General features: G+C 34.6%; 15 protein-coding genes. 13 read left to right on the top strand and 2 right to left on the bottom strand.

Features of this window, described 5'->3' with window-relative positions:
• Window positions 1-695 precede the first annotated feature (695 nt).
• The 5 genes from EDB96_RS15480 to EDB96_RS15460 all read left to right on the top strand — a co-directional run bounded on the left by EDB96_RS15480 (window position 696) and on the right by EDB96_RS15460 (window position 16,253).
• On the top strand, window positions 696-10,400 hold the full coding sequence (locus EDB96_RS15480; protein WP_134141796.1) for a gliding motility-associated C-terminal domain-containing protein: 9,705 nt from the start codon (window positions 696-698) through the stop codon (window positions 10,398-10,400).
• Between the two features lie 47 nt (window positions 10,401-10,447).
• On the top strand, window positions 10,448-11,380 hold the full coding sequence (locus EDB96_RS15475) for a type IX secretion system membrane protein PorP/SprF (RefSeq protein WP_057118463.1): 933 nt from the start codon (window positions 10,448-10,450) through the stop codon (window positions 11,378-11,380).
• Window positions 11,381-11,391: 11 nt separating this feature from the next.
• Window positions 11,392-13,329, top strand: a complete 1,938-nt coding sequence (locus tag EDB96_RS15470) for an OmpA family protein (RefSeq protein WP_134141794.1) — start codon at window positions 11,392-11,394, stop codon at window positions 13,327-13,329.
• Window positions 13,330-13,567: 238 nt separating this feature from the next.
• Window positions 13,568-15,574, top strand: coding sequence for an NAD-dependent DNA ligase LigA (ligA, locus tag EDB96_RS15465; protein WP_134141792.1), 2,007 nt, complete (start codon window positions 13,568-13,570; stop codon window positions 15,572-15,574).
• Entirely contained in the window at window positions 15,561-16,253 is a 693-nt protein-coding gene (locus EDB96_RS15460) for a lysoplasmalogenase family protein (protein WP_134141791.1), read from the top strand. Before ligA ends, EDB96_RS15460 begins: the two co-directional genes overlap by 14 nt.
• Here the strand turns inward: EDB96_RS15460 and EDB96_RS15455 are convergent.
• Complete coding sequence (locus EDB96_RS15455) at window positions 16,240-17,151, bottom strand: bifunctional metallophosphatase/5'-nucleotidase (protein WP_134141789.1); 912 nt, start codon at window positions 17,149-17,151, stop codon at window positions 16,240-16,242. The genes EDB96_RS15460 and EDB96_RS15455 overlap by 14 nt on opposite strands.
• 43 nt (window positions 17,152-17,194) lie before the next feature.
• Complete coding sequence (locus EDB96_RS15450) at window positions 17,195-17,974, bottom strand: 5'-nucleotidase C-terminal domain-containing protein (protein WP_134141788.1); 780 nt, start codon at window positions 17,972-17,974, stop codon at window positions 17,195-17,197.
• A gap of 47 nt (window positions 17,975-18,021) precedes the next feature.
• Here EDB96_RS15450 and EDB96_RS15445 point away from each other — a divergent pair, with 47 nt between their 5' ends.
• The 8 genes from EDB96_RS15445 to EDB96_RS15410 all read left to right on the top strand — a co-directional run bounded on the left by EDB96_RS15445 (window position 18,022) and on the right by EDB96_RS15410 (window position 25,098).
• A complete protein-coding gene (locus EDB96_RS15445) occupies window positions 18,022-18,534 on the top strand; it encodes a DUF6913 domain-containing protein (protein WP_057118457.1) in 513 nt (170 codons plus the stop codon).
• A gap of 14 nt (window positions 18,535-18,548) precedes the next feature.
• Complete coding sequence (dapA, locus tag EDB96_RS15440) at window positions 18,549-19,430, top strand: 4-hydroxy-tetrahydrodipicolinate synthase (protein ID WP_134141787.1); 882 nt, start codon at window positions 18,549-18,551, stop codon at window positions 19,428-19,430.
• Window positions 19,431-19,565: 135 nt separating this feature from the next.
• Window positions 19,566-20,360, top strand: a complete 795-nt coding sequence (locus EDB96_RS15435) for an outer membrane protein assembly factor BamD (RefSeq protein ID WP_057118455.1) — start codon at window positions 19,566-19,568, stop codon at window positions 20,358-20,360.
• 8 nt (window positions 20,361-20,368) lie between these two features.
• Window positions 20,369-20,686 (top strand): DNA-directed RNA polymerase subunit omega, encoded by a 318-nt coding sequence (locus tag EDB96_RS15430; RefSeq protein WP_008463064.1) that lies wholly within the window; start codon window positions 20,369-20,371, stop codon window positions 20,684-20,686.
• 8 nt (window positions 20,687-20,694) lie between these two features.
• A complete protein-coding gene (gene coaBC, locus EDB96_RS15425) occupies window positions 20,695-21,909 on the top strand; it encodes a bifunctional phosphopantothenoylcysteine decarboxylase/phosphopantothenate--cysteine ligase CoaBC (RefSeq protein WP_134141785.1) in 1,215 nt (404 codons plus the stop codon).
• Between the two features lie 66 nt (window positions 21,910-21,975).
• Entirely contained in the window at window positions 21,976-22,860 is an 885-nt protein-coding gene (locus EDB96_RS15420; protein WP_134141784.1) for a DUF4835 family protein, read from the top strand.
• A 53-nt stretch (window positions 22,861-22,913) separates the two neighbouring features.
• On the top strand, window positions 22,914-24,566 hold the full coding sequence (recN, locus tag EDB96_RS15415; RefSeq protein WP_134141783.1) for a DNA repair protein RecN: 1,653 nt from the start codon (window positions 22,914-22,916) through the stop codon (window positions 24,564-24,566).
• 10 nt (window positions 24,567-24,576) lie between these two features.
• Window positions 24,577-25,098 (top strand): tetratricopeptide repeat protein, encoded by a 522-nt coding sequence (locus EDB96_RS15410; RefSeq protein WP_057118452.1) that lies wholly within the window; start codon window positions 24,577-24,579, stop codon window positions 25,096-25,098.
• The last annotated feature ends 7 nt before the right edge of the window (window positions 25,099-25,105 follow it).

Here is a 25,105-nt window from a genome sequence, read left to right as displayed (position 1 = left end):
TTTATTGAGATAGAAATTTACAATTATTTATAACTTAATAGACCTGCTTATGGAATTGACAATTACTTTCTTCATCAAATTTACTTTAGTTGTTCATTTTATTTTAGCTTTAGTTTTTATTCTATTAAGCTTACTTCGTCTTAATAATGATGAGATGAATCGTTATGCGATTTTTAAATCTAATTTTTTAACTAAAACTCCACATATTCTATTACCGTGTCTTTTCTATCCATTTCGGTGGCTTGGGAAAGAGCTGTAATCTTTTATATTGTTATAATTATTTCAAGTCTTAAATATCTTTTTTGTTTAAGTAATCTCAGAATGACTAATCAACTTTCTTAGAAAATTGGATTTAATTATACAAAAACAGAATTCCCCAATTCTGCTTCAACTAAAAATTTTCATTATGAAAATTAGACCTGCAACAAATCACTCCTCTAGGAAAACTGACTACAATCATTTTTCCTCACAAAAACTAGAACGTTTTTTATCTGTTCGAGATAAGATATGTTCTATGGCATATTTTGATATGTCGAATTCAACATAATTTTTTTAATAAACATAATTTGAAAACTTTTTTTTAAGATTTTAAATTTTGTTTTAACTATTTGATTTTTAACTGATTGTTTAATTGCGTAGGTGCTTGCACTTACTGCGAGAGGTGTTTTATTGTCCATTTTCTAATCTTCCAAATTATGAAAAAAAATTTTACTTTTTGTAATCTCAAACTTCAAAAGAGATTATTAGGACTTTTAACTTTATTCTTTTTATGCACTAATGCATTTTCTCAGACTATTTGTAGACCTGTGTCTCAAACTAATAGTCAAGGTGGGTTATTGTGTGTAGGTTTAAATGTTAGTAGTCCTGCCAATGCTTATGACAGCGCTGGCTTAACGACATTCGCAACTTTGACGAATGCCGTTGGTGTAGGTTGCTTTGTTGAAGAAACAGTAACCTTGAATCAGACGGCGAGGGCCGGAGATCAAATTGCTATTTACTTTGGCACGGGTAATGGCTTGCTGGATGTGAGTTTGTTAGCGAACGCGACTATTCAGGCAAAAAATTCAGGTGTCAATGTAGGTTCCAGCGTGCCTTTAAACAGTCCGCTGCTGAACCTAAACCTGTTAAATGGTAACACAGTTGCAGTCGCAAGATACACTTTGACAGGTGATGCGAATCAAATTCAAGTTCAAGTCGGCGGACTATTAAGTTTGTTGGTGAGTTTGAGGATTTATGATATTCGTTTAGAATTTGCTCAGCCAACGGTAACTGGTGGTCTATCGCAAACAGTTTGTGCTGGTTCTCCAACCACTCTTACTGCGACTCCGGCAGCAGGAACTACTCTTGCATGGTATGATTCTGCGGCTTCTACAACACCATTGGCAACAGGAAATACTTATACGACTCCTGCTTTGACAACTACAACTACTTATTATATAGGAATATCTAGAGTTGCAGGATGCGAAGGAAATGTTCGCGTCCCTGTGGTTTTAAATGTTTCTAATCCGGTTGCACCGGCAATTAATAATACCGGACTTACGGTTTGTTCTACAGGACCAACACAGCAAACGACATTGTCAGTTTTAAATGCTGTGCCTGGAACTATTTATACTTGGTATTCTGCAGCGAGCGGAGGTACAGTATTAGCAACGGGAACTACCTATTCTCCAACGGTTTCTTTAGGGACAACTCCATTTTTTGTAGAAGCCTCTATTGGAAGCTGTATTAGCCCAACGCGTGCGCAAGTAAATGTTGTTTCTACAGCAGTACCTGCGACTCCTACAGTTTTAACACAAAGTGTTACAATTCAATCGGGTCAGAATGCAACTTTAAACGCAGCTACTTCTGAACCAGGAGTACAATTAAATTGGTATGAAGCACCTTCAGGCGGAACGGCAGTTGCGACGAATACAGCTACTTTTATTACACCAATTTTAACTGCTACAAAAACATATTATGTTGAAGCAGAAAGTCCAAACGGAAATTGCGTCAGCGCAGCTAGAGTTCCTGTTACAGTAACGGTTCAACCAGCAGCTTTAGGAGGATGTCTTGAAGCAAGCAGTCAATCTACCACACAAAACGGTTTATGTTTATTGTGTAGTTCTACAAATCCTAATAACTCTGTAGATGGGAATCCTGCAACAGCGGCAAGACTTACAGTTCCTGTTGGATTAATTAATGGCTGGATACAGCAGACTTTGCAATTTACAAATCCAGGTAAAGCTGGTGATATTGTAGATGTAGAGTTGGAATTACCTGGCGGTTTAGCAGACGTTGCATTATTAGGAGCTGTTAATTTGGCAACTTACAATGGAGCCACTTATAATAATGATAGAACTGCAATTAATAATCCATTAATTACTTTGCAGCTATTAAGTGGTAATCGTTTTAGAGCCAGTGTTGTTGCTGGAGCAAATTTTGATCGTGTGGAAATTCGATTGGGAGGTTTGGCAACAGTATTAACTAGCGTAGATATTTATCAGGCAACTTACAGATATAAGGCTCCAACTATTACTGGAGACACAAGTGTTTGTAGTGGTCAAACAACAACATTAATAGCTTCACTTGCTGTCGGTGAAACTGCTAATTGGTATAGTGCTGCTACAGGCGGAGCTTCGTTGGCATCTACTGCAGCATTTACAACTCCTGCTATAACTGTACCAACAACTTATTATGTTGAAATAACGAGAAATGGATGTGTGAATGGCGAGCGTACTCCAGTTGCTATATCAATAGTTAATCCAGTATTACCTGTTGTTACAGCAGTTCCATCCACCATTTGTAGTGGGCGTTCAACGACATTAACAGTTGATACTCCAGTTGCTGGTACTACTTACAATTGGTACGATGATGCAACAGGAGGGAATTTATTATTTACTGGTACATCTTTTACCACACCTGCTTTAACAGCAAATGTAACTTACTATGTGGAAGCTGTTATTGGAAGTTGTTCAACACCAACACGTACTGCTGTACCATTAACTATTAGCCCTATTCCAGCCGTTCCAACTTTTGCTTCGTCAGATGTTATTATACAATCTGGACAAACAGTAACATTATCAGTTTCTAATCCTGTTGCTGGAGTTAGATACAACTGGCTGGATGCGCCAACTGGCGGGAATGTCTTAGCATTTAATACTACATCATATACACCAAGTCCAGCTTTAACTGCGAACCAAACGTATTATGTGGAGGCTTCAAGTATAGCGACTGATTGTGCTAACCCAACGAGAGGGGCTATAAATGTAATTGTGATTGCTAATACAAGTACATGTTTGCAGGCGGGAACTCAGGTAACAGATTTTAATCCAGCGATATGTGTTTTATGTTCTGTTGCAAATCCGAATAATTCTGTAGATGGAGATATTAGTACATATGCTCAGCTTTCTGTTCCTATTGGTACTGGAGGATATATCGAACAACAATTAATTTTTGGTAATCCAGGTCAGACTGGTGATATTATTGATGTTGAATTAGAGGTCCCAGGAGGTGTGCTCGATGTAAGTGCATTATCTTTTATAAGTTTAGCGACCTTTAATGGAACCACTTATAATAGTGACAGAACGGCAATCAATAATAATTTAATTAATATTCAATTACTCTCAGGAAATAGGTTTAAAGCTAGTATTATTGCTACAGCACCATTTGATAGAGTTGAAGTAAGATATAATGCAGGGGTTTCACTATTGACAAATTTATATATTTATCAGGCTTCTTACAGATTCCCAAATGCGACAATAACTGGAGCATCTACTCCAATTTGTGCAGGACAAACAGCATCTTTAACAGCTGCTTCTACTGGAACAGAAACTTTTACATGGTATGATGCACCAATTGGAGGCAATATTGTAGCGGTTAATCCAACTCTTCCTTTGACTTCAACTACAACATATTATTTAGAAGGGACACGTGGAGGAACTTGCGTAAACAGTTTGCGTCAGGGAGTTACGGTTACAGTAGTACCGCTTCCTACCGATGCCGATGTCGTTGTTACAACTCCTATTGAAGCTACCTGTGCGGGTGGGGCGGTTATAGCACCAACCTCTACTATTGCTGGAGCTCAATTTAAATATTATACAGATCAAAATAAAACTCAGGAAATAATAACAGGAACAACAGTAGCAGCTCAGCCAGGAGTAACATTCACAAAAGATGCTACTACGGGAGCACTTACAATCGCTGGTTTAAGTACTAGTGGAGCTCCTTTCAATTATTTTGTTTCTATTTTGAATGGAGGAACTTGTGAGAATGTAAACGGAACATTAAAACAAGTAACTATTAATGCTCCGTCAACTACTACTTTAAGTGTAATTGCAACTCCGTTAGAAGGTTGCGGAAGTGCTAGTTTAAGAAATGCTATTACTAACTTTGATGTATCAGGAAATACAACTTATACTTTCTACGATTCATCAAATAATGTAATAACTGCTGACGCAGCTGCCAATATTACTACTAGCGGAAATTACTCAGTTGAAGCTCAGTTGAACACTGATACATGTCCTTCAGCAAGAGCTACTATAGCAGTAGTTATAAGAGCATTACCAAGTTTGGTTGTAACTAATCCGCAAGAATCTGTGAACGTTGGTTCAAATGTTACTTTAGCAGCAGTTTCAACTGGAACAATTACTTGGTTTGATCCACAAGGAAATGCATTAACAGGACCTACATTTACAACTGGTGTTTTAAATACACCAGGAGTTTATACTTACACTGCTGTTGCTAATGATGGATTTTGTACAGCAACTGCAACAAAAATAATTAATGTTATCGATCTTAGCAGTTGCCAAACATTAGCAGAGAGAGTGTATGCAAATGCTCAGTCAACTGGAAATATAATTACTGGGACAGTTTCTAATCCTGCAAATGCTATCGATGGAAATCCACAAACATTTTCAACAATTACTACAGGATTAGGTCTTTTAGGAATTGGTACAACATGGCAAAATTTAACTTGGGCAAGTACTGTAACAAAAGGAACGCCAGTAACTGTTAAACTTGGATCTGAATACAGTTTATTGGCTGTGGGTCAAAATCTATCTGTAGTCGGAACTATTGGAGGAGTTGATATCGGAGCAATGCAGCCAGTATCTGGATCTCTATTAAATTTAATTTCAGGAGATAATACTTATGAATTTACTTTTGTTCCTTCAGATGCATCAGGTCCACAAGATTATGATGGAATTCGTATCCAGTCAGCTTCACTTGTAAGTGTTGCCCAAAACACAAAAGTTTTTGATGCACACTATAATAGACAAGTTACCAGTGTAGCTTGTACGCCTGGAGATATTCAGGATATTTTTTACGGAACGACCGACTTAGGTCTTCCTGTGGGAGCTGTAACCACTGCAGTAGGAGTAAGTGATGCATGGAATGTCGCAGATAATGATGTGACAACTTTTGCAACTATGTATAGCGGCGTTGGTGCATTAGCAGCGGCTGATTTAACAGTGCAATTTAAAACTCCATCTGTAGTGAGTGACTCTCTAAGAATAGTAATTTCTAAACCTGGAGCGCTTTTAGATGTTAATTTACTTACTGGATTTACAATTCAGCGTTATTTAGGGAATGTTGCCGTTGGAGCTCCAATTCAGAATACGAGTAATTTATTAAGCATAAGATTGCTGCCAGGTAACTCTTTGGCAATGGTACTGGTATCTTCACCAACAGAAATTTACGACCGAGTAAGAATTCGTTTAGGAGGTGTTGCAGGAGTATTAGATTTCTTAAGAGTTCATACTGTAGAAAGAACAGCAAACACAACAGTTATTGGAGCAGATCCTCAAAATAAAATTACGGTCTGCCCAGGAACAGACATTACACTTCAAATTCCAGAAGAAGCCTGTTCAACTTATATTTGGTATGATGCTGAAACTGGAGGAAATCCGCTTGCTACAGGTCTTACCTATACAATACCAGCAAATTTAGCTGCAGGAATTTATAAATATTATGTACAGCCAGTACGTTATGGCTGTGAAAGTTTTGCTAGAGGGGAAGTAACAGTTGAAGTAAAAGCTTCTGCTCCAGTAAATGCTTTGACTGATATCACATTAAATGGTGGCACATCAACTTCAGTTTGTTCTGTGTCTGGAACTGTAACTTTAGCAACTGGTTTAAGCGGAACGCCTGTTTTAACTAATCCAGTTTATGCATGGTACAGCTTTAATGGAACAACAAGCGTGTTAATTCCTGGCGAAACAACAGCTCAATTAGTAGTAAACGGATTAGCTCCGGGAACTTATACATATTATGTAGGAGTGAGTTCAGATCAATTTTGTGAAACTGCAGCAGCAGATAGAAAACAAATTACATTCACAATTCTGCCTCCTTCAACAGTAAATGATATTTTGGTTGATGATTTAACTATTTGCCATAGTTTACCAGCATCATTAACACCAACAGCACCTTCATTAACAGCACCTGTATTTACTTGGTATTTAGATGCTAACAAAACGCAGCCAATTACAAATGGTGCAGTTATTAATAATGTAACTTATACAATAGATGCTGCGGGCGTTCTTACAGCTGTAGGACTAACAAAAGCAATGAGTCCAATTACATATTATGTAGCTGTTTCAAGTACTAATACTTGTGAAAATCTTGCAGGAACATTGCAAGACGCAGTAATAATGATTAGTGATCCAAACACACCAACAACGACAGATGATACTCAGGATTTCTGTTTGTCTAATGCGCCAACAGTTGCTAGTATTCAAGTAAACGAAAGCAATGTTGTTTGGTACGATGCACCAACAGCAGGAAATGTAATTGCTTCGACTACAGCTTTAACAAGCGGTACTTATTATGCAGCAGCAACAGACGCTGTAACAGGCTGTGAAAGCAGTGTAAGATTAGCCGTAACGGTTACAGTTACTAATCTTGGAACACCAACATTGGTAACAGCAGGAACACAGAATTTCTGTTTAGTAAATGCACCAACATTTGCAAGCATTCAGACTAATGAAACTAATATTGTCTGGTACACAGCTTTAACAGGAGGAACTTTAATTCCGTCAACAACAGCTTTAACAACAGGACAGTATTTTGCAGCTATTTCTGATCCGGTTTCTGGCTGTGAAAGTGGTACAAGATTGACAGTTGATGTAATTGTGAATGATCCAGCAACACCAACATTGGTAACAGCAGGAACACAAAACTTCTGTCAGGAAGATGCGCCGACATTTGCGAGTATTCAGACTAATGAAACTAATATTGTCTGGTACACAGCTTTGACAGGAGGAACTTTAATTCCATCAACAACAGCTTTGACAACAGGACAGTATTTTGCAGCAATTTCAGATCCAGCTTCTGGCTGTGAAAGTTCTGCAAGATTAACAGTTGATGTAATTGTGAATGATCCGGGAACACCAACATTGGTAACAGCAGGAACTCAAAACTTCTGTCAGATAAATGCTCCTACATTTGCAAGTATTCAGACGAATCAGGCTAATATTGTGTGGTATACGGCTTTAACAGGCGGAACAGTTATTCCATCAACAACAGCTTTAACAACAGGACAATATTTTGCAGCAATTTCTGATCCAGTTTCTGGCTGTGAAAGTGCTTTAAGATTAACAGTTGATGTAATTGTAAATAATCCGGCGACACCAACATTGGTAACAGCAGGAACACAAAACTTCTGTCAGGTAAATGCACCGACATTTGCAAGTATCCAGACTAATGAAACAAATATTGTCTGGTACACAGCTTTAACAGGAGGAACAGTTATTCCATCTACAACAGCTTTAACGACAGGACAATATTTTGCAGCTATTTTAGATCCAGCTTCTGGTTGCGAAAGTGCTGCAAGATTAACAGTTGACGTAATTGTAAATGATCCAGCGACACCAACATTGGTAACAGCAGGAACTCAAAACTTCTGTCAGGAAGATGCACCGACATTTGCAAGCATTCAGACAAATGAAACAAATATTGTATGGTACACAGCTTTAACAGGAGGAACTTTAATTCCATCTACAACAGCTTTGACGACAGGACAGTATTTTGCAGCGATTTTAGATCCAGCTTCTGGCTGTGAAAGTTCTGCAAGATTAACTGTTGATGTAATTGTGAATGATCCGGGAACACCAACATTGGTAACAGCAGGAACGCAGAACTTCTGTCAGGTAAATGCTCCTACATTTGCAAGTATTCAAACGAATCAGGCTAATATTGTATGGTACACGGCTTTAACAGGCGGAACAGTTATTCCATCTACAACAGCTTTAACGACAGGACAATATTTTGCAGCAATTTCTGATCCAGTTTCTGGCTGTGAAAGTGCTGCTAGATTAACAGTTGATGTAATTGTAAATAATCCTGCAACACCAACATTGGTAACAGCAGGAACACAAAACTTCTGTCAGGTAAATGCACCTACATTTGCAAGCATTCAGACTAATGAAGCTAATATTGTATGGTACACAGCTTTAACAGGCGGAACAGTTATTCCATCTACAACAGCTTTAACGACAGGTCAATATTTTGCAGCAATTTTAGATCTAGCTTCTGGCTGTGAAAGTGCTGCTAGATTAACAGTTGATGTAATTGTGAATAATCCAGCGACACCAACAACAAATGCCGCAGCACAGACATTCTGTTCAGGAACAAATCCGACAGTTGCTAACATTCAAGTGAACGAAAGCAACGTAGTTTGGTATACAACTCAAACAGGAGGAACTGCCTTAGCTTCGACAGCCGCTTTGACAACAGCAACTTATTTTGGAGCTATAAAAGATCCTGCAACAGGTTGTGAAAGCAGTGTGAGATTGCAAGTAGCAGTAACAGTTGGAAACACAATAAATCCGACAACTAACAATACCGCTCAAACTTTCTGTTCTGCAAATGCACCAACAGTTGCCAGTATTCAAGTTAATGAAAGCAATGTAACTTGGTTCTCATCTGCTACAGGCGGAACTGCAATACCAGCTACAACAGCTCTTACTTCTGGAATTTATTTCGGAAATATTGTAGACGCTGTAACAGGATGCGAAAGCACAACACGTTTACAAGTGACAGTTACAGTTGTTAATCCAAGTGCGACACCAACAACAACTAGTGCAACGCAAAATTTCTGTACTTTAAATTCACCAACAGTGGCGAATATTCAAGTAAATGAAGCAAATGTAGTTTGGTACAGCACACCAACAGGAGGAACAGCAATTCCAGCTGCAACAGCATTGACAACAGGTACTTACTATGGTGCGGTTTCTAGTGCTATTGGTTGTGAAAACCCAGCTAGATTAGCAGTAACAGTAAATGTAAACACACCAAGTGTAGTTACAACGCCAAGAACGACTCAAACATTCTGTTTGAATGCAGCTCCAACGTTAGCTAATATTTTAGTAAACGAAGCAAATGTAGTTTTCTATACTAGTGCAACAGGAGGAACACCATTAGCAGCAAACACGCCGCTTACAGCAACAACGTATTACGCAAGTTCATTGACAAATACCTTTAATGGTTGTGATAACGGACCAAGATTAGGAATTACTATAGCATTCGAAAATGATGCTGCAGTTCAAATAGCAACTACAGATGATACTCCATGTGTATTCAAAGGAGTAACCTATTCAATTGCAAATGGAAAATCTAATTATGTTTGGACAGTTAATGGAGGAACAATAATTACTGGTGGAGGTACAACCGACGGATCTGTTACAGTTTCTTGGTCTGATATTGGCCCTGGTACAGTTACAGTAGCTTATGTTAATAATTGTGATGAAAGAACAATTAAAACATTAAATGTTAGTGTAACAAGCTGTTCAGATTTAACAATTACGCATACAGTAGATAACCCAACTCCAAATTTTGGCGATCAAGTAACCTTTACTATAACGGTTAACAATGTTGGAGAAGGAGATTTCATAAATACTATAGTTAGTGATTTACTTCCAAGCGGTTTAGAATTAGTAAGTTCATCTGCAACTTCAGGAACATATGATCCGAATACACAACTTTGGACAATGCCAAGTTTAAATGCTGGCCAAAGCGTAGTATTGACAATTGTTGCAGAAGTATTGCCTAACGGAAATTATACAAGCGTTGCAGCTGTAGAAATTTCAACTCCTTTAGATGTTGATGCTTCTAACAATTCAGCTTCGGTTACATTAGTACCAATTTGTTTAACAGTTTACAATGAGTTTACGCCTAACAATGACGGGAAAAATGATCTATTCAGAATTGATTGTATTGAAACTCATCCAAACAACGAGTTGAAAGTATTCAACAGATGGGGAGCATTAGTGTACAGCAAAGTGCATTATGAAAATGATTGGGACGGTACAGCAAATGTATCCGGAGTTGTTAATAGAGGAGATATGCTGCCAACAGGTACTTATTTTTATGTGATAACCATTGGAGATGGAACGGTTAAAAAAGGCTGGTTGTCTATTATGAGATAATCCACTTCTATTAATCATCTAATTAATTAAACTAAATAAGTATCGTTATGAAACTATATATAAAATCATTAGAAACGTATTTCATTTTAATATGTTCTTTTATCACGTTTTGTGCCACAGCGCAACAAGATCCTCAATATACACAGTATATGTATAACACTATGGCGGTAAATCCAGCTTACGCTGGATCTACCGGAACCATAGAAGCAGCACTTTTATATCGTTCACAATGGATTGGAATTGATGGAGCTCCAGAAACACAATCCTTCTCCATTCATTCTCCTCTTCGAAATGAAAAAATAGGTTTGGGTTTGAGTGTTGTAAATGATAAAATTGGTCCTTCTGATGAACTGTATCTTGATGGAAATTTCTCTTATTCAGTACCATTAGGTTATGAAAAAAGACTTGCTTTTGGATTAAAAGCAGGAATGAGAATGTTAAACATAGATTGGTCTAAAGGAAGATACTACGACAATGATGATGTTTTGTTAAATCAGAACATCAATAATCAAATGAAATTAGCAGTCGGAGCCGGAATTTATTATTATACTGATAAATGGTATGTAGGGCTTTCTGTTCCAAGTTTTATTAGAAATGATTACTATGACGATGTTCAGGAATCTATTGATTATGATCGTCTGCATTACTTTTTAATGGGAGGTTACGTTTTTGATTTGAATCCAAATTTGAAATTTAAACCAGCATTTTTAGTAAAAGCAGTAAGCGGAGCACCACTTACGGCAGACATATCAGCAAATTTTATGATTCAGGAAAAGTTTGTTATAGGAGGAGCGTATCGAACAGATGATTCTGTGAGTATACTGGCAGGTTTTCAAATTTCACCAAGTTTTTATCTTGGATATGCTTTTGATTACACTGTAAGCCAATTGAATAAATACAATGATGGTTCGCATGAAATCATCTTGCGTTATCAATTTGTTAAAAACCAAAGCAAAATTAAATCTCCTCGATTCTTCTAAAAATAAAACCTATGAGAAAACTATATATCCTATGTTTAATTTTGAGCGTTACGTTTAGTTTCGCTCAAAAAACAAACTTAAAGAAAGCAGATGCCTTGTTTAGAAACTTTTCTTATCTAGATGCTTCTAAAGCTTATGAGGAATGTTTGCAGAACATAAAAGATCCTTCAGCTCAAACCCTGAAAAATGCTGCCGATTCTTACTATTTCATTTCAGATTCTAGAAATGCACTTAAATGGTATAGAAAGCTGTATGAAGTTCAAGGAAATAATTTGACTGACATTTACTATCTGCGTTATATCCAATCGATGAAAGCCGTTATGGATTATGATGAAGCAGATAGAGTTACAAAAGAATATCTGGATAAAAAGGGAGATAAAAAAGAGATAAGCAGATATGTTGCCCAAAAGAAATATATGGACAGCGTGGCAAAAGCAAAACCTCTTTATACCATTAAAAATTTAGATATTAATACTAGTAAATCAGATTTTGGAGCCACTTTTTTCAAAGACAATGTGGTTTTTACATCGGCTCGTGACACTACTAAGTTTAGTGAAAAACTATATACTTGGAACAATCAGCCTTTTCTGAATTTATATCTTGCGGAAAGAAATCCTGCCGATGGAAGTTTGTTTAATGAAACAGTATTTCTTCCAAATGTAATGACTAAATATCACGAGGCAACAGCAAGTTTTGATACTCAGGGAAAAACGATTTACTATTCGACAAATATTGTAAAGAAAAACAAATTAGTTGTTGACGATGCAAAAATCAATAATTTTCAGATTATCAAAGGATCAATTGTTGATAATAAATTAGAGAATCCGCAGAAAGTATTTTTTGACAGTGATGATTATTCCGTAGGACATCCAGCATTAAGTGAAGACGGGCAGTGGCTTTTCTTCGCATCAGACATGCCAGGAGGATTTGGTGAAACAGATTTGTACGTGGTAAAAATCGCAGCTGACGGAACTATGAGCTCGCCTTTAAATTTAGGACCTAACATTAATACAATTGGTAACGAAGTATTTCCATTTTTTCAAAACGGGACTTTGTATTTCTCTTCAGACGGACATTATGGCTGGGGAGATTTAGATGTCTATGAAAGTAAATTTCTGGGAGATGGAAATTTCACGACCCCTAAAAATCTTGGTGCACCAGTTAATAGTAACAAAGACGACTTTTCTTTTATAATTGACAGAACAGATGGTTATGGATATTTTTCTTCTAATAGAGCAGGAGGAAAGGGCGATGATGATATCTATTCTTTCGTAAAAGGAAAACCAGTCTGCAATCAGAGTATTTCTGGAATGGCTATAGATCGTAAAAGCAAAAAACCTTTGACTGATGTTACGATAATGGCTTATAACTCTTTCAGCGAAGTTCTTGGAGAAACAAAAACCAATTTCGATGGAAAATATGCCATAGAAGTTCCTTGCAACAAAGTAATTAAAATGATCGCGGCAAAACCGAACTACAGCAGTGATGATAAAACGGTTGAAACCACTAAAGAAAATGGAGGCGAAATCAAAGATGTAAATTTTGAATTGAGTAACTACGATGACTTAGTTGTTAAAAAACAAGGGGTTGAAAAAGTCGATGTAAATCCAATTTATTTCGATTACGACAAATACGACATTACGCCAAAAGCAGTTGAAGAATTGTCTAAAGTAGTTTTTATTATGCGAAAATTTCCAAACATCAGAATCAAAATTGAATCACATACAGATTCTAGAGGAAAAGACGCCTACAATTTAAAACTTTCAGACAACAGAGCTAAATCTACAAGAGATTATATTGTCTCTCAAAACATTGATCCTTCTAGAATTGAAAGCGCAATTGGTTATGGCGAAACTCGTTTAATTAATAAATGTAAAAATGGTGTAAAATGTACAGAAGAAGAGCACCTGTTAAATAGACGTTCAGACTTTATCATTATTCAAAAATAGTTTTATGTTTTCGTGGTAATTTATTGATTATCATTCTAAAACATGTAACGTCGAAACCATTTGGAAGTTGGTTTTTATTAATTCTTTTTTTAAGAATAATGGACAAGGAGAAAATCAGACTGCATGAATTTGCAGTCTGATTTTTGATTTTTTAAAACTTTCAATTTTTATGCTTTTGAACAAAAATAAATTCTAATTTTGATATTCAGTTTATCACAATTATAATTTGCAATATTTTATGAGCATTCAAGAAACCATTCAAACATTACGAAATGAACTTAATCAACACAATTACAACTATTATGTGTTAGATAATGCAACGATTTCAGATTATGATTTTGATATAAAACTGAAAGAACTTCAAGATTTAGAAAATAAACATCCAGAATTTTTTGATGAAAATTCACCAACACAACGCGTTGGCGGAACAGTTACCAAAAATTTTAAAACCATAGCACATCAATATAGAATGTATTCTTTAGATAATTCCTATTCTAAAGAAGATTTGCTGGATTGGGAAAACCGCATTCAAAGAGTGCTCGGAAATGTTAATCTGCAATATACCTGCGAATTAAAATATGATGGTGCTTCAATTAGTATTTCCTATGAAAACGGAAAGTTAGTTCAGGCCTTAACGCGCGGAGACGGTTTTCAAGGCGATGAGGTAACCAATAACATTAAAACGATAAAATCAATTCCTTTACACTTAAAAGGAAAATATCCAGATAAATTTGATATTCGAGGAGAAATAATTCTGCCGCTTGCTGGTTTTGAAAAAATGAACCAGGAATTAATCGAAATTGGAGAAACACCTTATTCAAACCCAAGAAATACAGCTTCAGGAAGTTTAAAATTACAAGATAGTGCTGAGGTTGCAAAACGACCGCTAGAATGTCTGTTGTATTTTGTAACGGGAAATAACCTGCCTTTTTCGTCACAATTCGAAGGCTTAGAAGCCGCAAGAAGCTGGGGATTCAAAGTACCGAAAGAAGCAAAATTAGTCAATAATATGCACGAAGTTTTTGACTTTATTGATTATTGGGATGTGCACCGTCATAATCTTCCTTACGAAACAGATGGAGTTGTAATAAAAGTAAACAGCATTCAGCATCAGGAAGAATTAGGTTATACTGCAAAATCACCACGCTGGGCAATAGCTTACAAATTCAAATCAGAACAGGTTTCAACCAAATTAAAATCAATTTCCTATCAAGTAGGAAGAACTGGCGCCATAACTCCAGTTGCGAATTTAGAACCTGTGCAGCTTGCTGGAACAATTGTAAAAAGAGCTTCTCTTCACAATGCCGATCAAATCGAAAAATTAGATATTAGGGTAAATGATACTGTTTTTGTAGAAAAGGGCGGTGAAATTATTCCAAAAATCATTGCAGTAGATTTAGCCAAACGCCCAGAAAATTCAGAAGTAACACATTATATTTCCTATTGCCCGGAATGCCAGACTGAATTAGTTAGAAATGTGGGTGAAGCCAATCATTACTGTCCTAATTTCTACGGTTGTCCACCGCAGATTATAGGTAGAATTCAACATTACATTTCTAGAAAAGCTATGGATATCGAAGGTCTAGGCGGAGAAACTGTGGCGTTACTTTTCAAAAATGGCTTAGTACACAATTATGCAGATTTGTATGAATTGAGAGTAGAAGATATTCTGCATTTAGAAAGAATGGCTCAAAAATCTGCCGAAAACTTGGTAAATGGAGTTCAGAAATCAAAAGAAATTCCGTTCGAAAGTGTATTGTTTGCACTTGGAATTCGTTTTGTCGGAGAAACTGTAGCCAAAAAATTAGCCAAACATTATAAAAATATCGATGCTTTAAGCAAAGCTTCATTAATGGATTTAATTTTGGTTGATGAAATTGGAGAAAGAATTGCAAGAAGCGTTGTTGAATTTTTTGAAAATGAAGAAAATCAAAAAATCATTGAGCGCTTAAAAAATTATGGAGTTCAGTTTCAAATTGAAGAAAGAGTAAATCCAAATGCGACCGAGAAATTTATTGGAAAAACATTTGTGGTTTCTGGAGTATTTAGTCAATTTTCAAGAGATGAATTGAAGAAAGCAATAGAAGATAACGGAGGAAAAGTTGGAAGCTCTATTTCTGCAAAAACAGATTTTGTTGTAGCAGGAGATAATATGGGACCAGCGAAATTAGAAAAAGCCACTAAATTAAATATACCTATATTATCAGAAGAAGATTTTATAAACAAATTAAATGAAACCGAATAAACCGTCGTTAATTTTGTTTTTTCTGGCATTGTTATGTACAATCATTTTTGATTATACAGAACAAGACTTTTTTGCGACGTATGCCAAAGCAATAGTTCTCCCGTCTATTTTTATTTATTTTTTAATTAGCAATGAATTCAAAATTGGAAAATCAGAAGGTGTGATTTTCTTTTTTTGTTTTGTAGGGCAGGTATATGACTTAATGGATATTGAAAGTTCTGAAATAGGAGGAGTATTATGTTTTTTAATCGTTTACCTTTTAATTATTAGAATCTTCATTCGAGAGCACGAAAGAATAAAATTAACAAAACGCGATATTCTGCCTATTTCTATTGTGGTGGTTTTTATTGTCTACTTATTAGTTTCTGTCTTGAGTTTACAATTAGACAGTATGAAACGGTTTCACATAATTTACACTTTCTACGGAATCGTTTTAAGCGTCTTAAGTTATTACTGTTTTGTAAGTTACATCACCAAAGGAACGCATATTACTTTACTGATGTCATTAATGGCAGTAAGCTATATCTTCTCAGATATTTTCTATATTTTCAATGAATACTTCTCGTACTCAATCGTTTTGGTTTTAATACGAGACATAACTCAAATTCTAGCTTATTTCTTTATGGTAGAATACTTTTTAGAAAAAGCTAGAATTCAAAATAAAGCTACACCACAATAGTTGTACCTTGATTTGTATGTGCTTTGTCTTTATCAAAATAAAAATCTATTCGACCTAAATTGATTCCGTAACAGCCTACCTGATTTACCAATACCTCTTTACCAGCTTTATTTTTTACAATAGTTGGTTTGTCTAAAAAAGTATGAGTATGACCGCCAATAATTAAGTCAATATCTTGAGTTTGTTCAGCAAATTTCAAATCGCTTATTTTAGTTGGATCATCTTTATATTTATATCCCAAATGCGAAAGACAAATTACTAAATCACATTTTTGTTCCTTTTTCAAAAGCTGTGTCATGTCCTGCGCAATTTCTACAGGATTATTATAAACAGTTTCCTTGTATAATTGCTTGTCTACCAAACCTTGTAATTCAATTCCAACTCCAAAAACACCAACCTTAATTCCGTTTTTATTGAAGATTTTGTACGGTTTTACATGTCCGTCCATAACCGTATTTTTAAAATCATAGTTAGAACAGATAAAATCAAAAGTGGCGTGAGGAAGCTGAGCGTATAAGCCATCAAGGCTATTATCAAAATCATGGTTTCCAATAGTCGAAGCATCATACTTCATCATACTCATCAATTTAAACTCCAATTCACCGCCATAATAATTAAAATAAGGAGTTCCCTGGAAAATATCTCCTGCATCTAAAAGAAGCACATTCGAATTTTCTTTACGAATAGACTCAATTAATGCCGCACGACGAGATACACCGCCCATATTAGGATTACGCGGATCATCAGCAGGAAAAGGATCAATGTGGCTGTGCACATCATTAGTATGTAGAATTGTCAAATGCTTAATATCGTTAGTTTCAAAACTGCTTAAAGACAATCCTAAACTTAATAGGGCAGTACTTGCTGCTGTTTTTTCGATAAACTCTCTTCTTTTCATTTTATATTTTTTTTGCAGGAATGCTTACTTGTTTCTTTGATTTTTATTCTTCTGTAATTCTGATATTTTTCGGAGCCACAACTGTGTCTACATCTTTAAAATAATCAATCAATACATTTCTAAGTTTATAGTTTAAGTCAAACTTTTGGGTGCCTTTAGCAAAGAAAGTCATACTGTCACCGCCATTTGCCAAATAATCATTTGTAGCTACATAATAAGTCTTGTTCAGATCTAGCGGTTTTCCTTGAACTAGGATGTTTTTTGCAGTATTGTCTTTTGCAATTGTAAAAGTCATTCCAGACAGAGGCTGCGGTTTTTTCTCCTTAATAATATAGGCTGCAATTTCTAAAATTTGTTCCCCTTTTAAAGCTATAACAACCAGATTGTTTTCGAAAGGCATAATTTCAAAAGCGGTTCTCGTAGTTACATTTCCTTTAGGAAGAATTGCGCGGATGCCCCCATGATTTAAAAGACACAAATCGATATCTTTATTTTCACGGGCTTTAAAAACGGTATTTCCTCTTTGAAGGCAAACATCAGCCAATAGACTTCCAATGCTGGTCTGCCATTTTCCTGTACTCTTGTCTAAAGTTTCAGGAGCATAAGCCAAAACATTATCCAAATCTTGGTTAATGTGATCACGATAAGGTTTAATAAAGTTTTCAATTGCTGGAGTTTCAGCAGTTTTTTCAGTAACAGGAAGTTGTTTCCCTTCAATTTTGTTTAGATTATAATTTTTTTGACTACAGGAAACTGTAAAAAAAAGTGTTAAGAATATAACAAAAAGTTTCAAAAATCCGTTATACTTTTTTAGTTTTACCATTTTAAATGCAACTTAAATAATTAATTTTGTAATCTAGTAAAAGTACTATGTTTTTAAATTATATAAAGGAATTTTTTGTAAAAAAATCATTAAAAAATAACTTAAGTAACAATAAAAACGAGGTCTTTTCTAAGAACGTTCAAACAATTGGTTTATTGATAGATGAAAGTAATTTTGACCATTCTGAAGCGCTGATTAACGAATTAAAGCTTCATGGAATTGCTTCAGAAAACATAAAAGTTGTTGCATACAGAGGAAAAATTAACGAGAAAGAAACGTATTTAAGACCTACTTTTGGTAAAAAACATATCAATTGGAAAGGAGAAATTACCGAAGATTTTTTGAACAAATTTGTGAATTCAGAATTTGATCTTTTGTTGAGTTATTATAATGTCGAAAATGTCATTTTAATGATGATCACCAATAAATCAAAAGCTAAATTTAAAGTCGGATTTTCTGCTGTAGATCAAAATTTAAACCGCTGGATGATTAGTACAGAATTAGAAAATTACAAACTATTCGTTTCAGAATTGTTTAGGTATTTAAAAAATATAAAATAAATTACAATTAAAATATGCAATCATTAATAGGAACTGGTGTTGCTCTTGTGACTCCATTTAAAAAAGATTTTTCAGTTGACATCGAAGCTTTACAGCGAATTGTAAACTTCTCTATAGATGGCGGAGTGGAGTATCTTGTTGTTATGGGGACTACAGCAGAAAACGCTACCCTTACAGCAGAAGAGAAAGAATTGGTTATAAAGACTGTAATCGATGTTAATAAAGGAAGACTGCCTCTAGTTTTGGGAGTTGGCGGGAATAATACTATGCAGATTGTTGAAGAATTAAAAACAAGAGATTTTTCTGCTTTTGAAGCAATATTATCTGTTTCACCATATTATAATAAACCAACACAGGAAGGAATTTACCAGCATTTTAAAGCAATTGCAGAGGCTTCTCCAATTCCTGTAATTCTATATAATGTTCCAGGAAGAACATCAAGTAATATGCTTCCTTCAACCGTTATACGTCTTGCTAATGATTTTGAAAATGTTGTAGCAATTAAAGAAGCTGCAGGAGACATGGCGCAGGCAATGCAAATTATTAAAAATGCACCAAAAGATTTTCTAGTTATTTCTGGAGATGATATGCTGGCACTACCAATTGTTTTGGCGGGCGGCGCTGGTGTTATTTCTGTAATTGGACAAGGTTTTCCGAAAGAATTTTCAGAAATGATTCGTTTAGGATTGAATAAAAAAGTGGCAGATGCGTTCAAAACCCATTATTTCTTGTCAGACAGTATTGATATGATTTTTGAGCAGGGAAATCCAGCTGGAATTAAACAAATCTTCCAAGCCCTTGGAATTGCTGATAATACCGTTCGTCTTCCTTTAGTAAGCGTAGATGATTCATTGGCAGAAAGATTAAATGAATTTGTAAAAAACAGTATTAAATAAACGTAAGTTTTACGGTATTTTATTATACTAAAAAATATTTTGTAGTAGCTAAATTAATAACTAAATTTGCCACCGAAACTTCGGTGTGATTTTGCATTGGCAAATTGTCTGAGAGATCATAATAAAAGTAAGAAAATGAAAAGAATAGTATCGCTGTTAATTGTTGTGGCCCTTTTTTGTTCTTGTAGTGAGTATCAAAAAGCATTAAAAAATGAAGATGTTGCGGCTAAATTTGAGATGGCAACCAAAATGTATGATGCTGGTAAATATTCAAAAGCGATTCGTCTTTTCGAACAATTGGCTACATCTTATAGAGGAAAACCTCAGGCAGAAAAGCTATTTTACATGTTTTCGCAATCTTATTATAAAACAAAACAATATTATTTAGCTGGTTACCAGTTCGAAAGTTTTGTTTCAGGTTATCCACGAAGCGAAAAAGTGCAGGAAGCTGCTTTTTTAGGTGCATATAGCTATTCAAAACTTGCACCAGTTTACAGTTTAGACCAAACAGATACCGTAAAAGCATTAGAAAAATTACAAGCTTTTATTGATAATTATCCAAATTCAGAATATGTAGCTCAGGCAAATGAAACTGTGCAGCTGTTAAATGGTAAATTAGAGAAAAAAGCATACGAAAATGCTAAAGGTTATAATACAATTTCAGATTACAAATCAGCTTTAGTTGCTTTTGATAATTTTATCGCTGATTATCCTGGAACACCTTTTAAAGAAGATGCGCTGTTTTATAAATATGATTCAGCATATCAATTGGCAATCAATAGTGTGCCTTCAAAAATGGAGGAACGCTTAAATGTTGCCAAAGTAGCTTACAATAACTTAGTTAAGTTTAAAAGCGACACAAAATACAAAGTTAAAGCAGACGAAATGAATGCTAGAGTTGAAACAGATTTACAAAAATTTACTAAATAAATAAAGTCATGGATTTAAAAAAGACGAATGCTCCTGTTAACACAATAACTTACAACAAAACAGTTATTGAAGAGCCAACAGGAAATGTGTATGAGGCAATTACCATTATGGCTAAAAGAGCAAATCAAATTAATTCTGAGATTAAAAAAGAATTGACTGAAAAATTAGAAGAGTTTGCTACTTATAATGATAGTCTAGAAGAAGTTTTTGAAAATAAAGAACAAATCGAAGTTTCTAAATTTTACGAAAAATTACCTAAACCACACGCTTTAGCTGTTCAAGAATGGTTAGACGGTAAAACTTACCACAGAAGTTCAAACAAATAACAGTATAAATGTCAGTTTTAAACGGGAAAAAAATTTTACTGGGAGTTTCTGGTGGAATTGCAGCCTATAAAACAGCCTCATTAGTACGACTTTTTATAAAAGCAGGTGCACATGTCCAAGTGATAATGACACCTGCTTCTAAGGATTTTGTAACTCCATTAACTTTATCTACGTTATCTAAAAATCCAGTACATTCAAGTTTCTTTAATCAAGATGATGAAGATGCAGTTTGGAACAATCATGTTGAATTAGCACTTTGGGCTGATCTTATGTTGATTGCTCCCGCTACAGCCAATACATTATCGAAAATGGCTACAGGAAACTGTGATAATCTTTTAATTGCAACCTATTTATCGGCCAAATGTCCAGTTTATTTTGCACCTGCAATGGACTTGGATATGTATAAGCATCCTTCAACTTTATCGAGCTTTGCGGCATTAAAACAGTTTGGAAATGTAATGATTCCAGCTGAAAATGGCGAATTGGCTAGTGGCTTATCTGGTGAAGGACGAATGGCTGAACCTGAAAATATAATTGCTTTCTTAGAAGCTGATTTAGAGAGTAAACTGCCGTTAAAAGGAAAAAAAATACTAGTTACTGCAGGACCAACATACGAAGCGATAGATCCCGTACGTTTTATAGGAAATCATTCTTCTGGGAAAATGGGGTTTGATATTGCCAATGAAGCTGCAAGTCTAGGAGCAGAGGTGTTTTTAATTGCTGGTCCAACGCATTATAAGGCTAAGAATGCTTTAGTAAAAGTTGTGGATGTTGTATCTGCTCAAGAAATGTACGATGCTTGTCATTTGTATTTTAATGACGTTGATGCAGCAATCGCGGCGGCAGCTGTTGCAGATTATAGACCGAAATTTGTTGCAGACCAAAAGATTAAGAAAACTGCAGCTGAGTTTTCGATAGAACTTGAAAAGACAAAAGATATCTTGTCTTCTTTAGGAGCTATTAAAAAAAATCAGTTTTTAATTGGATTTGCATTAGAAACTGAAAATGAAATTGAAAATGCTAAGTTGAAAATTCAGAAAAAAAACTTAGATTTGATTGTTTTAAATTCCTTACAAGATAAAGGAGCAGGTTTTAAAAAAGAGACCAATAAAGTAACCTTTATTGATAAAAATTTTGAAATCGAACCAATGGAATTAAAATCAAAAGAATCTGTAGCGGCTGATATTTTGAATAAAGTTATTCTGCATTTTTCAAAATCTTAGATTTAAAATATACGCCGAGAACATAAATCCGAACAATTTATGTTTAAATTTAATATTTATACAATTATGAATAAGATAGTTACGCTGTTAGTATTTCTAAGCTTTGGTTTTGTGCAAGGGCAGCAGCTAAATTGTACAGTAACTATTAATACAGAGCGACTTACGAACCCGAATAATCAGGTTTTTAAAACGCTTCAAACCTCATTGTCTGAATTTGTAAACAAAACAGACTGGACAGGTTCAATTTTAAAACAAAACGAAAGAATTAACTGTTCGATGTATATCACTTTATCATCTAACAGTTCAGATCAATTTACAGGGACTATTCAGGTTCAATCTTCAAGATTGATTTTTAATTCTACGTATTCTTCACCTGTTTTAAATTACAACGACAAAGATTTTAATTTTAGATATACAGAATACGAACCATTGCTATTTAATCCAAATACTTATGACTCAAATTTAGTTTCTGTTATATCTTTTTATTGTTATATGATTTTAGGTATGGATGCTGATACTTTTCAAATGGGTGCAGGAAATCAATATCTTCAAACTGCTCAAAACATTGCTAACGTTGCGCAACAAGGCGGATTTAAAGGCTGGAATCAATCAGATGGGCTTCAAAATCGTTATTATTTGATTAATGATATGATTGCGCCAACTTACAGTGATTTACGTCAAACGATGTACGCTTACCATACTGGTTTAGACGGTATGAGTTTAGATTTAAAAGCCTCAAAAGAAAAAATAAAATCTGCATTAATGCTTATTGGTAAATTAAATTCAGTTAAACCAAATGCGTTTATAACCCGAGTTTTCTTTGATGCAAAATCAGATGAAATTGTTTCTATTTTTTCTGGCGGACCAAATATTTCTGTTACCGATTTAACAGATGTTTTAAACAAAGTTTCGCCATTAAATTCTACTAAATGGTCACAGATTAAATATTAAATCTGTTTCATTTTTAAAACCTACTTTAACCTTTATTTTTACAAAATTGCTCTATGATCACGTCACTGTCAATTAAAAATTATGCTCTTATTGAAAAACTAGCGATAGATTTTTCTAAAGGTTTTTCTATAATTACAGGTGAGACAGGAGCAGGAAAATCAATTATTTTAGGTGCTATTGGTCTCGTTTTAGGTAAAAGAGCAGATCTTACTTCTTTAAAAAATAAAGAAGAAAAATGTGTTATTGAAGCGCATTTTGAAATTTCGAAATACAATTTAAAAGACTTTTTTGAAGCTAATGATCTGGATTATGAAGATGAAACGATCATTAGACGTGAAATTTTGCCTTCTGGAAAATCGCGTGCCTTTATAAATGACAGTCCTGTTAATCTGCAGGAACTTCAAGATTTAAGTTTGTATTTAATAGATATTCATTCGCAGCAGCAAACTCAGGAATTGTCAGATGAAAATGTGCAATTCAAGATTATAGATGCTATTGCCAATAATGGAGGAGTTATTGCAGAATATCAAAAATTGCTTAAATCTTATAAAGCGGATAAATCAAAATGGAATGCTTTGATTAAAAAGCAGAGTGACTCAGGAAAGGAACAGGAATACAATACATTTTTGTTAAATGAATTAGTGTCTGCACAATTGAAATCTGGCGAACAAGAAGAGTTAGAGGCTGATTATGAAAAGCTAAATAATGTTGAAATAATCAAAGAATCTCTTGATAAATCGCTTACAATAGCAAACGAAGAACAGTTTGGTGTTTTTCATAATTTAAATGAAATTAAAGCAGCTTTGCAGAAAGTGGCTCCATTTTCACCAGAATATCAAAACTTATTTGAAAGAGTAACAAGCCTAGCTATTGAATTTGATGATGTTTCTAAAGAACTGGAAAATTGTTCGGAAAAATTGCTGAATGATCCGGTGCAATTAGAATTAGTAAATCAGAAATTGCAATTGATTTATAATTTGCAGAAAAAACATCAAGTAAATTCTGTTGATGATCTGCTTCAAATTCAAGCTGAATTAGGTAACAGTTTATTGGAACTCGATAATATGGATGAAGAAATAGCAGCTTTATCTAAAATTATTGAGGAGAAAACTATAGAACTAGATAATTATGCAGTTCAAATTCACCAAAACAGGGTAAATGCAATTCCGAAGCTTTCAGAACAATTAATTTCTATTTTAGAAACTTTAGGAATGCCAAATGTTCGTTTTAAAATGGAATTATTACCTTCTGAAGTTTACTTTCAAAACGGAAAAGACGAATTGCAATTTTTATTTTCTGCCAACAAAGGAACGGATTTTGGTTTGTTGAAAAAAGTAGCATCTGGAGGAGAGATGTCTCGTATTATGCTGGCTGTAAAAGCTATTTTAGCAAAATATTCGAAATTGCCAACCCTTATATTTGACGAAATTGATACAGGAGTTTCTGGAGAAATTGCGATTAGAATGGGTGAAATTATGAAAGAAATGAGTGCAAGCATGCAGATATTTGCCATTACGCATTTGCCGCAGATTGCAGCAAAAGGAGATTCTCATTTTAAAGTTTCAAAATCAACAGTTGGAGATGATACGCAGTCTGAATTAAAGCTTTTATCGCAGGAAGAACGAATTTTAGAAATTGCGCAGATGTTATCTGGAGCAAATATTTCTGATTCGGCTTTAAACCATGCAAAACAATTATTGAATTAAAAACATAGGAATGGAAAGTTTGAGTTTTTACGAAAATCAATTTATAAAAGCAGATGCGTTAATTTCTGAGGGAAATTCGGCAGACGCAAAAGAATTACTTGAAGAAATTTTAGCGCAGTATCCTGATTTTGGAAAAGCTCACAATCATTTAGGATGGATTTATTACAATAAATTAAGTGATTATGAGAAAGGAATTTATCATTACAAACTTGCGATGAAGTTCGATACTAAATATCCTGCACCTTATTTAAATTATACTTATTTATTAATTGATATTGGCAGATATGCCGAAGCAAAAGAGCATATTAATTTTACTTTGGCTAATTTAGAAAATGCAGATAATTCTACTTATAATAGTGAATTAGGTAGAATGGCAGAGTATGAAAGTCAATATATTATGGCTTATAATTATTATAAAGCAGCAACCAAAAATGCATTAAACCCAAATTTTATTGACAATATGAATGCTAATATGAAAAGGGTTAAGGATAAAATGTCTATTTTTGAAAAATTAAAACTGAAATTGAAATAATACAAAA

The organism is Flavobacterium sp. S87F.05.LMB.W.Kidney.N, assembly GCF_004366435.1.
In the GTDB taxonomy this organism is placed as follows: Bacteria; Bacteroidota; Bacteroidia; order Flavobacteriales; family Flavobacteriaceae; genus Flavobacterium.
This window is presented reverse-complemented; position numbering and strand designations above follow the sequence as displayed.

Bases quoted from the DNA above. Each gene is read 5' to 3' on its own strand.
- EDB96_RS15420 (WP_134141784.1), top strand. From the start codon at position 21,976: ATGAATAAGATAGTTACGCTGTTAGTATTTCTAAGCTTTGGTTTTGTG.
- EDB96_RS15450 (WP_134141788.1), bottom strand. From the start codon at position 17,974: ATGGTAAAACTAAAAAAGTATAACGGATTTTTGAAACTTTTTGTTATA.
- EDB96_RS15475 (WP_057118463.1), top strand. From the start codon at position 10,448: ATGAAACTATATATAAAATCATTAGAAACGTATTTCATTTTAATATGT.
- recN (WP_134141783.1), top strand. From the start codon at position 22,914: ATGATCACGTCACTGTCAATTAAAAATTATGCTCTTATTGAAAAACTA.
- EDB96_RS15430 (WP_008463064.1), top strand. From the start codon at position 20,369: ATGGATTTAAAAAAGACGAATGCTCCTGTTAACACAATAACTTACAAC.
- EDB96_RS15480 (WP_134141796.1), top strand. From the start codon at position 696: ATGAAAAAAAATTTTACTTTTTGTAATCTCAAACTTCAAAAGAGATTA.
- EDB96_RS15470 (WP_134141794.1), top strand. From the start codon at position 11,392: ATGAGAAAACTATATATCCTATGTTTAATTTTGAGCGTTACGTTTAGT.
- ligA (WP_134141792.1), top strand. From the start codon at position 13,568: ATGAGCATTCAAGAAACCATTCAAACATTACGAAATGAACTTAATCAA.
- EDB96_RS15455 (WP_134141789.1), bottom strand. From the start codon at position 17,151: ATGAAAAGAAGAGAGTTTATCGAAAAAACAGCAGCAAGTACTGCCCTA.
- EDB96_RS15410 (WP_057118452.1), top strand. From the start codon at position 24,577: ATGGAAAGTTTGAGTTTTTACGAAAATCAATTTATAAAAGCAGATGCG.
- EDB96_RS15460 (WP_134141791.1), top strand. From the start codon at position 15,561: ATGAAACCGAATAAACCGTCGTTAATTTTGTTTTTTCTGGCATTGTTA.
- dapA (WP_134141787.1), top strand. From the start codon at position 18,549: ATGCAATCATTAATAGGAACTGGTGTTGCTCTTGTGACTCCATTTAAA.
- EDB96_RS15435 (WP_057118455.1), top strand. From the start codon at position 19,566: ATGAAAAGAATAGTATCGCTGTTAATTGTTGTGGCCCTTTTTTGTTCT.
- EDB96_RS15445 (WP_057118457.1), top strand. From the start codon at position 18,022: ATGTTTTTAAATTATATAAAGGAATTTTTTGTAAAAAAATCATTAAAA.
- coaBC (WP_134141785.1), top strand. From the start codon at position 20,695: ATGTCAGTTTTAAACGGGAAAAAAATTTTACTGGGAGTTTCTGGTGGA.